This is a genomic window from Mesorhizobium sp. M1C.F.Ca.ET.210.01.1.1 (assembly GCF_004791585.1).
Lineage (GTDB): Bacteria > Pseudomonadota > Alphaproteobacteria > Rhizobiales > Rhizobiaceae > Mesorhizobium.
In genome coordinates, this window is the sequence record NZ_SRUU01000017.1 from 1 (window position 1) to 12,087 (window position 12,087).

Genomic DNA, 12,087 nt, shown 5'->3' on the forward strand with positions numbered 1-12,087 from the left:
CCCTCGACTATCTCTCGCCGGACGAATACGAAACCGATCTCATGCAACTACGCCAAACGACATCAAACGCTATCCACAGCAGGGAGAACTGTTACTGATTACTGTCTCACGGAAGGGGTGCAGTCCACATCTATCCGGAATGAACTGTCACCCATCTCTCGGGAAGGGCAATGCCCTGTCGATAGCTTGGCCCCTTGAGCTTTCCCAGTTGCTACGGCTGCCGCCGTTTCTGCAAGAAAATCAAATGGTTGCCTGAAGTTTGCGGGGACTTCGCCGCGATTCCATTCGCAGTTCGACATCACCGGACATGCGGCTCGACCTCGAACTGCGGTGGCACGTCGGTGACGGCGCCGGAGGGGCTCAGCAGCATCCAGGAAGGCACCATTCCGAACACAGCCGCCGTGCTACACAGATTCGTGAACCCTGGCGTTCGGACCCGCCGTAACCTCCCCGCCGCCGCCGCGAACCTTTAGAGGAACCCTGCGGCTTTCGGCGTCGCCGGGAGAAGGGTTTGTAAGACAACCAACAACGCCCATTGGAGGACAACCATGTCAAACCGCCTGATTTCCGCTGCCGTCGCCAGTGCCTTTGCCGCAGCCATAGGCGCCGCAGCCATCGGTTCCGCATCCGCCGCGATGAGCGAAGCAGAAATGATGAAGATGCGGGAGATGACCAAGAAGGAGGTCGCTTCCGGCAAGATGGAGAAATGCTTCGGCGTGGCGCTGAAGGGCCACAACGACTGCTACGCGGGCGCGGGAACCACCTGCGCGGGCACCGCCACCAAGGACTACCAGGGCAATGCCTTCAAGCTGGTGAAGAAGGGAACCTGCACCGCCATGACCACGCCCAGTGGCCACGGCTCGCTGAAGCCGATCACCTGATTTTCAGGGAACTCCGGCGGGTGGCGGCGCCATCCGCCTCCCGCCCGTTGCCTTTCCGGGAGCCCGACCATGAACATTCCTCCGCGCGCCGGCGTCGGACTTAAGCCGCAGCACTACCGCGAGATCCTGGAAACCGCGCCGGATATCGGCTTTTTCGAGGTCCACGCCGAAAACTACATGGGGGCTGGTGGGCCACCGCACCGTTACCTCGCAGCGATCCGCGAGCTTTATCCCCTGTCGTTGCACGGCGTCGGCCTGTCGATCGGTGCGGCCGGGCCCCTCGACCAAGACCATTTGAGGCGCCTGAAAGACCTGATCGCCCGCTACCAGCCGGGGCTTTTCTCCGAGCACCTTGCATGGTCGAGCCATGGCGAGGCGTTTCTGAACGATCTGTTGCCAGTGCCCTACACGAAGGAAACGCTCCAGCGCATCGCCTCACATATCGACCACGTGCAGGAGACACTGGGCCGCCAGATGCTGCTGGAAAATCCTTCCACCTATGTGGCCTTCGCCGAAAGCACCTATGCCGAGCCTGAGTTCATCGCCGAGGTGCAACGGCGCACCGGCTGCGGTCTGCTGCTCGATGTGAGCAACGTCCACGTCGCTTCGACCAATCAGCAGTGGGATCCTTTCGCCTATATCGATGCCTACCCGCTCGGCGCCGTGCAGGAGATACATCTTGCCGGCTTCACGCCGGAAACCGACGAGAAACAGAGGCCGCTTCTTATCGATACCCACAACCGGACGGTCGACCCGTTGGTTTGGCAGCTCTATGCTTACGTGATCGGCAAACTCGGTCCCACGTCGACGCTGATCGAATGGGATGCCGATTTGCCATCATGGGGCGAGCTACACGCCGAGGCCATGCGGGCCGAAGCGCATATGAAGTCTCACGCGACACCGCAGGAGGTGCGCCTTGCAAGGACTGGCTGACCGGCAGCAGGACTTCGCGATGGCCCTGCTTGATGCTGCTCGGGCCACGCCGCCGGGCCTTGTGGGACCCGATGGCTTACCAAGTCCGCGCCGCTTTGCGGTCTATCGCAACAATGTCGTGGCGGGTCTGATCGAGACACTGAAGGAAAACTACCCGGCGATTCATCGCATCGTCGGCGACGAACTCTTCCGCGCCATGGCGGGGCTATTCGTAACAGCTCATCCGCCGCGGTCCCCCATCATGCTGGGCTACGGCGCGGGCTTCCCCGATTTCATTGCTGGGTTCGAGCCTGTGGCGACTCTCCCTTATCTCGCCGACGTGGCGAGGATCGAGCGTGCCTGGATCGAGGCCTATCACGCGGCCGACGCGGGGCCGCTTTCCGCCGCCGATCTCCTCGCCATCGATCAGGACCGCCTCGCCCAGGTCAGGCTGGCGCTCCATCCTTCGCTCCGTGTTACGCAATCGCGCTTTCCCGCCCTCACCATCTGGCGCATGAACATTGCAGATGGCGAGCCCGCATCTGTCGATATCGGAGCTGATTGCGAGGATGCCCTCATCATCCGCCCAAGCGCAGAAGTTCGTGTGCACCAAATCCCGATGGGCGCAGCGGCCCTTGTCAGGAGCCTGGGGGCCGGTAGGCCAGTGGTGGCCGCGGCTATCGCCGCACTTGAGGTCACAGTCCACTTCGATCTCAGCACGATGCTGGCCGGACTGATTGAAGCCGGCGCTTTCATCGGTTGGAGCCTCGCACCCGAGGCCAGAAACGAACCGTCATGATGCCAGCTCCGGAACTGGTCCAAACACTGACGAGGTGGCTTTCCTCGGTCGCCAAGGCCGTGGCGCCCCTGTTTCTGAGAGCCGCACTTGCGGTACCATTTTTCCGCTCCGGCCTCACCCGCTGGGATGGCTTCCTGCAACTCTCGGACAGCACCACCTATCTGTTCGAGGAGGAGTTCAAGTTGCACATCTTCGGTGCCGAGTATGGTTTCCCTATGCCCGATGCCGTGGCCTATCTGGTGGCAACAGCCGAACTCATTTTGCCGGTGCTGCTGGTCCTGGGCCTCGCCACCCGCTTTGCCGCCTTGGCGATGCTCGTCATGACCGGCGTCATCCAGCTTGTGGTGCCCGAGGGCTGGGCCAACTTCCATCTACCCTGGGCCGCCATGGCGATCTCCATCATGGCCCTGGGCGCCGGGCCCATTTCCCTCGACCGGCTGATAGCCTTACGATTTGCATCGGAGGCGTACCGGCAATGACCACCAAACCGGTGCTGAAACTTGTGCGGGGTGCGGCTGCTCCCTTGCCGCAGGTGCGAGAGCTGGACTGGTCGATCCTCATGGCTCGGGCTCAGGACGGTGACGCCAATGCATACCGGCGGCTCCTCGAGGGCATCACGCCTTACCTCCGCGCCCACGCGGCGCGCTGTCACCGCAATCCCAGCGATGTCGAGGACGCGATACAGGATATACTGCTCACCCTACATGCGGCGCGTGCAACTTACGATCCGGCGCGGCCCTTCGCTCCCTGGCTCACGGCCATCGCCAGACGCAGGCTGATCGACCGCCTGCGCCGCCAAGGGCGCCGCCGGGCCTTCGAAACGGAATTTGAACTTGCGCACGAAGCCTTTGCCGGCCAGCCCACGAACCTCGAGGACATGACGAATATCCATGAGATTGCCACGGCCCTCGACCGCCTCCCTCCCGGACAGCGTGAAGCCGTGCTGCTTACCAAGATCGAAGGACTGTCGCTGAAGGAAGCCTCGGCGGCGAGCGGGATGAGCGTGGCGGCGCTCAAAGTCGCAACTCACCGCGCCGTCCAGCGCCTGCGGCGATTCTTCTCTGGCGGGAGTGAGCCATGACCCCCACGGATGATCTCATCTCCGCGCTTACCGCCAACCTGAGGCCGGTCAGGCGGCTTCGTCCGCCGTTGTTGCGCGCCGCCGGTTTCCTGCTCCTGGCTGCATTGATCCTCACCATGATTGCTGCTGCGCATGGCTGGCGACCGGGGCTGCTCGTTCGCCTGGCGGAAATCCGCTTCGTCTTGAGCCTTGCGGGGGCTCTTTTCACTGGCGTTCTTGCCGCAGTCGCGGCATTCCTCGTCAGCCTTCCCGGCCGTTCACGCCATTGGCTGTGGCTGCCCTTTCCGGCGCTTGCCCTGTGGCTTTTCTCGATCGGCTATCAGTGCCTGAGCTTCTGGACACCGATGGTTCCGGGCGGCGCGTCTCCCGGCGAAACGGTTTCGTGCATTGCCACTTTGGTGCTGACCAGCCTGCCCTTGTCACTCGCCCTGGGCCTCATGCTTCGCCACGCCGCCAGTTTCAACCCGGCGCCGGTGATATTCGCTGCAAGCCTTTCCGTGGCTGGAATTACAGCGACGGCGCTGACCCTGTTCCATCCGCTAGACGCCAGCGTCGAGATCCTGATGTTCAATCTTGGCACCGGATCGTTGATAATGCTGTCGGGCGGCGCCATTAACCTGTTCGTGTCGCACCGCGCGGAGATGCCGGAATGATCGGACCTTCGCCCAACCCAATGACATCGCGAGTTGCCCTGTCGCTCGCCCTTGGCGGACTTTCGGCAGGTTTCCTCGCCTCCGCCTGCTGTATCCTTCCCCTCGCCTTCGCTATTGCGGGAATCAGCGGCGCCTGGATCGGGCACCTCACCGCGCTGGCACCCTATCAGCCATACTTCCTTACGCTCGCAGCCGTCTCCATTGGTCTCGGATTCTGGCGCTACCGCCGCAGCGAAGCCGCCTGCCTTCCAGGCTCCCTTTGCGCCAGCCCCATCTATCGCCGTTCCACACGATGGGCCCTGTTGGCCGCGAGCCTGATTACAGCGTCGGCCGCCGCTGTCGATGTCTTCGGACAGCTCAACCTGTAGGAGATCCCCATGCGCATCGCCATTGCAGTCCTTGTCCCGCTCCTGGCCACCGCGCCCGCCGCTGCAGGACAGCACACCGCCACATTTTCGGTGCCCGACATGACATGTCCGCTTTGCCCGGCCACCGTCGCGACCGCAATCAGACACCTCGACGGCATCGTCTCCGTTTCAACCGATGTCGACGCTAGGACCGCGACGGTGGTCTTCGACAACGGCAAGACGAGCGCCACCGCGATCGCCGAAGCTTCCGCCAACGCCGGCTACGCGGCCGCATTGGTGAAAGAGCAATGATCGAGCTCACCAGCACAATCACCTGTCCGGCCTGCGGCCACCGCAGGACCGAGACAATGCCCACCGATGCCTGCCAGCATTTCTACGAATGCGAAAGCTGCAGGGCTCTGCTCAAGCCCCTGGCGGGAGATTGCTGCGTATTCTGCTCTTACGGGGATCATCCCTGCCCGCCGAAACAGAGAGAGCGGCAGTCCGGCGCCGTGGGCCAGCATCATTGCTGCTGATATCTATAACGCCATACATGCGATGCCGGACGGGCGCCAAGAGTAGGAGATCAGGCTTGCTCCACAGCGTATCCTGATATCCCGATCTCTTTCACAAGCCGCCCCGTCGGATCGCTTTCGGCAATTCCTGTCCGGCGGCAACGGCCTGAAGTGAGCCGGCTGCATTTCCCGCGCTATTCGCAACCACCACGTATCCGAGAAGGTAACCAACACCATGGCCATACAGACCACCGCCTCCGAAACCGTGATCGTCGGAGGCGGTATCCACGGTGTGAGCCTCGCCTACGAACTGGCGCAGGCCGGCAGGACCGTTACGTTGCTGGAGACCGACGACATCGCTGCGGGCGCATCGGGCGGTTCCGGTGAACGAGGCGTGCGCGCCAACGGCCGCGACTTGCGCGAATTGCCGATGGCGACCGTCGGCTTTCCGCTCTGGGCGCAGTATCAGCGACAATTCGAGGGCGGTGTCGGCTACCGCCGGACCGGCGGTCTTCACCTCTTCAATATCCCGCACGGCGCGCACGAGCATGAAGTGCGCGGTAGCATAGAAGCGATGGCAATGGTGCAGAACGTGCTCGGCATTCCTTCACAGCTTCTGAACCGCGATGAAACGCTGGAGCGCGAGCCTGAGTTGGCTGGCGATCTGATCGGTTCGGTCTATTGCCCGGATGACGGGGTATGCGACCAGACCTTCGCCACGCAGGCATTCGCCGGGCAGGCACGCAAAGGCCGGGGCAACCTTGCGCACCGGCGCGCGCGTCGTTGAAATCCTCCACACCAATGAGAGAGCAACGGGGGTGAGGCTGGCGAGCGGCGAAGTCTTGCCTGTCGGCGAAAAGCTCGTTCTTCTCGCCAACAAGGGTGTGCTGGCCTTGCTGAAGCCCGTTCTCCGGCCACAGGAAATCATGCCCGTCACCACGCAGATGCCGCAAATGATGTTCGTCACCAACCCGAACGGCAAAAGGATCAATCATCTTCTAGGTCATGCCCATCGCAAGCTATCCGCGAAGCAGATTCCAGATGGGACCTTGATGCTTTCGGGCGGCCACAGTGTCGCCCATACGCCTGAGGGGCGCTGGAAAGGATCGTTGAGCTCGATAGCGCTCGGCTTGACCGATGCCATCGCGACCCTGCCCTTCATCGACGAGTCGTCGTTCCTGAAGGTCGATGCCTCCCGCGTCGAAACTTGTTCGGTCGACGGCATCCCCATTGTCGATACCCCCGCAGCCTTGCACAACACCATCTATGGATTTGCCTGGACGGGCCATGGCTTCGCGATCGCCCTTGGCTTCGCTAAATATCTCGCTGAATGGATCGTCAGCGGTGAAAGGCCGCCAGCGCTAGACGTTTTCTCCGGGAAACGCTTTCACGGGTCGTTTTCCAGCCGTTGATCAGGCTTCCAACCGGTGATTGAGCCGCCCAGGCGACGGTCGTGCGGCCGGCGGCGTAGTTCCAAAAGGGAACGCCATTTTGCCCCTTCCCTGTGTCGGAGCAAAAGTTCGTGCTGCCGGCAAAAAGCTACCCAGCGCCCCGCCACCGGTGGAAGCGTTCAGTAACGGTGACCAGTAAAAACAGGCACTTAGCCTTAAAGGCGGGTTAAATCGACGCTGGGCCAGCCCTCTGAAATTCCTTACGAAATTCTTAGTCTGTTACCGTGCGTGAACGCTCTGTTCAAGGCGCTTAAGCCGAGCCTCGGCGAAGCGATCAGCGGCCGCGGTCGGAGGCGAAGAAGGTACGCGGCCGCGCCGGACGATGGGGTTACCGAGCCGCCGGCGCAGTGTTCCCTGGACTAAGGAACCGCCGTGGATCACATCATCCCGCTCGGGCCGCTACCCCAACGGAATAGGGGGTTATATCTTTTCATTATTCAGACCAATGCCGTCGGTAGGGTGGACCTCCGTCGATTGCGGACTTGCGAGCAAATCGGACAGTTTGCGCTCGCGCGGCTGATAAACCCCAAGCCCCCCGCCCATCAGTCGGTGCATAGCCCGGCTTGCAAGCCTCAATCACACCCCAAAAGCAAGCCGGGCTCATCTTGTTGCTATGGCCGAAATTAGAAGCGCGCATAGACCTGCGCATTGTCGCACGCGTCGCGTTCGCGCAAGCCGGGCTTGGAACGTGACGCACTGCTGGCCGCAGCAGAACGGCATTGACGGCGCCGCCGTACGGGAACGAGTCGAGTGGGATCACCCGTATAGTGGGCGGCCGTCAGGAAGTCCTTGGCAAGAGCCACCTCCTGGTCGTCCTCCAGAAATTCTTCTTGCTGTCCCCTTAAGTGACCCACCCCGTCAGTTTCGAACTTGTGACCCCTGCCCCTGGGGGGACCGCGCGTTTTGATTTTGCGACGTTTGCGTTTTCCCCGGCCGCCGCGCAGCCTTATTTGGTGGCGGCGGAAATGCTCTTCCACACATTCACCCTTCTAATCCCGCCCGCGGCATCGCGCCGGATCGAGTAGGCACATCTGACATCAGGGAATTGCTGGTACTGAATGTCGCGAATGATGCTCCGCACATTGTTGAATGGCGCCAGGATGTCGATGAACCAAAGGTGCGAACCCGAGCACCACCGATCATCGGGCGGGTTCTGTCCGTGACACCGTAAATTGTTGTGGCATTCATCATCGACAAGCGCCCACGTCACGAAGGCAGTCGGCCGCCGCTGATCATCCAGAAAAATTTTACCTTGCCCAACCCGCAGGGCCGGAACGATGTTGTGCACTATGTCTGCGACGTGCCAATTTCGGTAGTTGGACGCCATCGCCAGGGCGGTGACCATGCCAAGCACTTCAAAGTATCCAATCCGATCTGTGCTCATCGTCAGCGTTCGCCGAAGCTATCCTGAATTGACTTGAGAATGGGCTCGAAAAAGTAGCTGATCAGCCGGCGCTCCCCGATGATCACGTCGACGGTCGCGGTCATGCCAGGGGCAAAGCGGATTTCGTGCTGCGGAGTGTCGTGAATTCCCCGTTGCTGCAGCTGAAGCCGAGCGGCATAGACCCACTTCCCGGGCTCCACATTGCCTCGTGCATCCGCCCCCACGCTCGTCACACGACCATGCACAATGCCGAAACGTTCGGCCGGGAATGCGTCAAACTTGATGAACGCAGGCTGGCCGCTTTGCAGGAACCCGACGTCACGGTTATCGAAGAAGGCCTCAATCTCGATCGCGTCGTCAGCAGGAACGATTGACATCATCGTCGATCCTGCCTCGACAAAGCCACCGACGGTGAACACCAAAAGATTGTCCACTCGACCGCTCACCGGCGCTGTCAGGGTAAGATCTCCAAGCCGGCTTTGGGCAGCGCGCAGGTCCGCTTCAAGACTGTGGAGCGCGTTCTCGGCGTCGCTCAACTGCTGTTGATAGGTGGACAACGCGCTGGAGATGACGCTCGCCCGCTGCTTGCTCGCCGCCGCGCTCTCGCGTGCGAGTTCGTCGAGTTCGCGCTGGGCAATCAGGACGTCGCCGTCGATCGATCGGCGTTCACGCAGGCGATCGAGATAGTCGAATTCGCTGATCGTTCCCTGTCTTCGCAACCTGTCGGCTGACATGAACCTTTGAGAGACAATATCCTGGGCTGCAAGCGTCTGTTCGAGCTTGGCCCGTTGAACGCTCTGGCTTCCCGCGATCCGTGCACGCTGCGCATCGGACAGTGCCACCTGATCCCGAAGCGCTATGAGCACCGAGGCCACCAGCGCATCCGAGGCGGGCTTCTCTTTGATGCCGGCGCTGACATGATCGAAGGCCGCCAGACCCGCCTTGACAAACCCTACATCACCGGGATCGCCGGCAACGAGTGGCTCAATGATCGATCGCGCAACCGACGCCTGCAACTTCTGGCGTTCGATGGTTGCCGAGATCCGATCGATTTCGGTTTCGGCCGCAGTCTTGTTCAAAACGGCCAGAGTGTCGCCGGCTTTGACGGACTGCCCTTCGCTCACCAGAATTTCGGCGATCTTGCCGTCGACCTGAGGCTGAATGACCTGAACACGCTTCGCAGGGATAACCTTGCCCTGGCCGCGCGCAACGATTTCTGTTTTTGCCAGGTAGCTGCCGACGACGATCGCAGTGAACAGGATGAAAAGAACGAGAACGGTCAGATGGATCGTCGGCGATATCGGCTTTTCGATCGGGTCTCTCATTCGGCGGCCCGTTGCCGGTACTGGGCAGGTTCGCTTAGGTCGACGATTCGGACGTCTTTACCAAGCAGGACAGGATCATGGGTGACCACGATCAACGTTTTTTCGGTGGCCAGACGCTTCAAGGATTCGATTACGATAGCGGCCGACTGCGCATCGAGAGCGCTGGTCGGTTCGTCCAGGATGAGAACCTTCGGATCGCACAGCAGCAAGCGCGCCAGTGCGATGCGTTGGCGCTGGCCACCCGAAAGATATCCCCCGCGCTCCCCCACATCTGTGTGGATGCCGTCGGCCAGTTGCTCGATAAAAAGTTCACTTGCGCTGTCCGCCAGAGACTTTCGGATTTCGTCTTCTGTGGCATTCGGCTTCGCCATGAGCAAATTGTCTAGGATGGACCCTGAAAAGAGTACCGGCTCCTGGGGAAGATAGGCGATCGTCTGCCTGACGCTTTGCGGGTCGTACACCGCCAGGTCCTGTCCGTTCGCTTCAATGCGTCCGGCATCAGGCGCGTAGAGCCCGGACATAAGCTTGGCCAGCGTGGACTTGCCGCATCCGGAGTCGCCAACGATGATTGTCGGCGTGTCGGGCCCGAAGTCGAGTGTCATGTCGTTGATGATTAGCTGATCTGGGACATAGCCGAACGACAGCGCGGTCACGCGCAGATGCAACGGCCCTCTGATCCGCAAGCGTGGCCGCGCTGTATCCAACTCGGCGGGTATATTCAGGAAATCGCCGAGACGCAGGCGAGCAATCCTGAGGCCTTGCCATCGTTCCCATACCGTGGAGAGGGACAGGATTGGCCCCGAGACCTTCTCGGCGAGTAAATGGAAGGCGATCAGCTCGCCGAGCGTGATTTGGCTCTGAAATACCAGCTGCGAGCCGAACAAGATGATCAGGATGACCGAGCCGTTACCAAGAAGCTCGCCGATGAACCTGTTCAGGATATCGAGCTTTACGACCAGAAACCCCGAAAGCAGAGATGCATTCAACGTCTGCTGGAAGCGGGCGACGTGCACGTCTTCGCATGCGAGCGCCTTTACTGTGACGGCGTTGCCAAAGGCCTCGACCAGCCTCGATTGATGGCGAGAGCTTGCAAGAAACGACTCCTGCATGCGATTCCGCAGAAACGGGCCGGTTAGCGCAAACGCGATGATCTGCAGCGGCAGCATGATCAGTACGATGATAGTGAGAAACGGGCTGATCGACAGCAGTGCGAAGACGTACACAAGCGCGAAAAGCACATCCAGAATGACCCCCGACACGGTGCTGGTGAGAAAGGCTCTGACCGTGTCGATCTCACCAATGCGGGTCAGGGTTTCGCCGACCTGCCATCTCTGTAAGTAGCCAAGCGGCAGATTCAAAACGTGATGATAGATGCGCCGACCGAGCTCCGCCGTCAGTCGATTCCCAACATTGTTACCGAGAAAGGTCGAAAGAGCATCCAGACAGGCAGAAAAAAGCGTTGCGACCATAAGAACTACGACGATCAAGCTCAGCGTTGATCCGCGTTGGAAAGGTAGTACGCGGTCGATTATTGTCTGAAACGCGAAGGGTTGCACGAGTCCTAGCAGGCGCAAAACGATTGCGATGACCATGAGCTCGATTGTCAGAGGCGTATATTTGATTGTCGATTGAGTGAACCACGAGAGCCGAGCGGGTCGCGATGCAAGTCGCTTCAAATTAGTACTCTCTAAAGCTGTATAAGTGAAATTGACAACCAGAAGGCAATGACTAATGATACGGATGCACTTTGTGCAAGCATTACTTTTAGTTGCAACCAACAATGATCAGGAGGTGTGGGTTTATGGGAAGCAGGAGTGGAAACAGCGGATCACAGAGTCCGCGGTCATCTGATTACGGATATTCCGGTACGCTCGCCGGTGTGACAGTAGGCGTTGACAATGGGAAACTAGGGACCGATTGCCACTATTCGACGCCTGTGGGAGGCTTCACAATCTCGAAGTCGGGTGGCTCTGGGAACTGTGATCCGACTGCGCCGGCGCCAAAAGGAATCGGCGGCAGCTACCGCCGCTGAAAGAAAGTCATCCAACCAGTCCAAGGTTTGGCACTCCTTAGACTGCGAGGCTCGGTGTGAAATGAAGCTAGTAAGGAACATCACGCTTACCCCAGAGGCCGAAGAATTTATCAAGCAGCGCTATATCGAGCCGGACGTCGCCAGTTATTCTGAGCTTCAGTTCATGCCAAGGTTTATCTGGGTGATAGCTTACAAGGACGCTGATGGAAAAATTATGGAAGGAGAGACCGTAGGCTACAAGCTATCTAGATCGCCTGTATCCTTCCTAGCTGATTCGGTAATCTCTTCATTTGACAGCGGTCGCAAATTCTTCGCTGTTGAATTCAACGCGGATGGCGAAAAATACGATGCCGACGCGCATTATACGATCGAACATTTCGACGATGTTAACTACATCATCAAGCTGCCTAGCAAGACGAACGAACGCAACGCCTAAGTGGATATCACTGCGATGACACTGCCAGGGACCATTTAGTTTCCTGAGCCAGTGCATTGATCAATACTATCCCGCTGCGTGTTCCGATACCCCGATTTCTTTCATAAGCACACGCAATTCGGCTGGAGGCGCAAGACAGAAAGTTCGAAAAGCTTCCAGAGGCCCAAGCAAACTAGACGCCTCGCGCACAATCGCCTGTCGGAATCTCCCTCGGACAATGAGCAGTTACAATTCCAATCGACACTGGTCGTCGGATCCCCAACGCAGGGCT

General features: G+C 59.8%; 15 protein-coding genes. 12 read left to right on the forward strand and 3 right to left on the reverse strand.

Annotated elements, in window-relative coordinates; translation table 11 throughout:
* The first annotated feature begins 548 nt into the window (after positions 1-548).
* The 11 genes from EN853_RS19420 to EN853_RS19470 all read left to right on the forward strand — a co-directional run bounded on the left by EN853_RS19420 (position 549) and on the right by EN853_RS19470 (position 6,600).
* Positions 549-881, forward strand: coding sequence for a DUF2282 domain-containing protein (locus EN853_RS19420; RefSeq protein WP_127861199.1), 333 nt, complete (start codon positions 549-551; stop codon positions 879-881).
* 69 nt (positions 882-950) lie between these two features.
* Positions 951-1,814, forward strand: a complete 864-nt coding sequence (locus EN853_RS19425) for a DUF692 domain-containing protein (RefSeq protein WP_127861198.1) — start codon at positions 951-953, stop codon at positions 1,812-1,814.
* Positions 1,798-2,592, forward strand: coding sequence for a DNA-binding domain-containing protein (locus EN853_RS19430; protein ID WP_127861197.1), 795 nt, complete (start codon positions 1,798-1,800; stop codon positions 2,590-2,592). The genes EN853_RS19425 and EN853_RS19430 overlap by 17 nt, the downstream gene beginning before the upstream one ends.
* Positions 2,592-3,071 carry a DoxX family protein gene (locus EN853_RS19435; RefSeq protein WP_245517128.1) on the forward strand — a complete coding sequence of 160 codons (480 nt, stop codon included), beginning with the start codon at positions 2,592-2,594 and terminating at the stop codon, positions 3,069-3,071. Before EN853_RS19430 ends, EN853_RS19435 begins: the two co-directional genes overlap by 1 nt.
* Positions 3,068-3,673, forward strand: coding sequence for a sigma-70 family RNA polymerase sigma factor (locus EN853_RS19440; protein ID WP_127861195.1), 606 nt, complete (start codon positions 3,068-3,070; stop codon positions 3,671-3,673). The genes EN853_RS19435 and EN853_RS19440 overlap by 4 nt, the downstream gene beginning before the upstream one ends.
* Positions 3,670-4,326, forward strand: coding sequence for an NrsF family protein (locus EN853_RS19445; protein ID WP_127861194.1), 657 nt, complete (start codon positions 3,670-3,672; stop codon positions 4,324-4,326). The genes EN853_RS19440 and EN853_RS19445 overlap by 4 nt, the downstream gene beginning before the upstream one ends.
* Complete coding sequence (locus tag EN853_RS19450; RefSeq protein WP_127861193.1) at positions 4,323-4,694, forward strand: mercuric transporter MerT family protein; 372 nt, start codon at positions 4,323-4,325, stop codon at positions 4,692-4,694. Before EN853_RS19445 ends, EN853_RS19450 begins: the two co-directional genes overlap by 4 nt.
* A 9-nt stretch (positions 4,695-4,703) precedes the next feature.
* The gene (locus EN853_RS19455; protein WP_127861192.1) at positions 4,704-4,985 is read left to right on the forward strand and encodes a heavy-metal-associated domain-containing protein; all 282 of its coding nucleotides are present in this window, start codon (positions 4,704-4,706) and stop codon (positions 4,983-4,985) included.
* On the forward strand, positions 4,982-5,209 hold the full coding sequence (locus tag EN853_RS34645) for a GDCCVxC domain-containing (seleno)protein (protein ID WP_127861191.1): 228 nt from the start codon (positions 4,982-4,984) through the stop codon (positions 5,207-5,209). Before EN853_RS19455 ends, EN853_RS34645 begins: the two co-directional genes overlap by 4 nt.
* 214 nt (positions 5,210-5,423) lie before the next feature.
* Entirely contained in the window at positions 5,424-5,975 is a 552-nt protein-coding gene (locus tag EN853_RS19465) for an FAD-dependent oxidoreductase (protein WP_127861190.1), read from the forward strand.
* Positions 5,950-6,600 (forward strand): FAD-binding oxidoreductase, encoded by a 651-nt coding sequence (locus EN853_RS19470; protein WP_127861189.1) that lies wholly within the window; start codon positions 5,950-5,952, stop codon positions 6,598-6,600. The genes EN853_RS19465 and EN853_RS19470 overlap by 26 nt, the downstream gene beginning before the upstream one ends.
* A gap of 985 nt (positions 6,601-7,585) precedes the next feature.
* Here the strand turns inward: EN853_RS19470 and EN853_RS19475 are convergent.
* The 3 genes from EN853_RS19475 to EN853_RS19485 are packed head-to-tail and all read right to left on the reverse strand — an operon-like array spanning position 7,586 to position 10,940.
* Complete coding sequence (locus EN853_RS19475; protein ID WP_245517121.1) at positions 7,586-7,984, reverse strand: toxin-activating lysine-acyltransferase; 399 nt, start codon at positions 7,982-7,984, stop codon at positions 7,586-7,588.
* A gap of 41 nt (positions 7,985-8,025) precedes the next feature.
* Positions 8,026-9,348, reverse strand: coding sequence for an HlyD family type I secretion periplasmic adaptor subunit (locus EN853_RS19480; RefSeq protein ID WP_127861187.1), 1,323 nt, complete (start codon positions 9,346-9,348; stop codon positions 8,026-8,028).
* Positions 9,345-10,940: a peptidase domain-containing ABC transporter gene (locus EN853_RS19485; protein WP_127861186.1), complete on the reverse strand. Its 1,596-nt coding sequence runs from the start codon at positions 10,938-10,940 to the stop codon at positions 9,345-9,347. Before EN853_RS19485 ends, EN853_RS19480 begins: the two co-directional genes overlap by 4 nt.
* A 501-nt stretch (positions 10,941-11,441) precedes the next feature.
* Here EN853_RS19485 and EN853_RS19490 point away from each other — a divergent pair.
* Positions 11,442-11,816, forward strand: a complete 375-nt coding sequence (locus tag EN853_RS19490; protein WP_128357049.1) for a hypothetical protein — start codon at positions 11,442-11,444, stop codon at positions 11,814-11,816.
* The last annotated feature ends 271 nt before the right edge of the window (positions 11,817-12,087 follow it).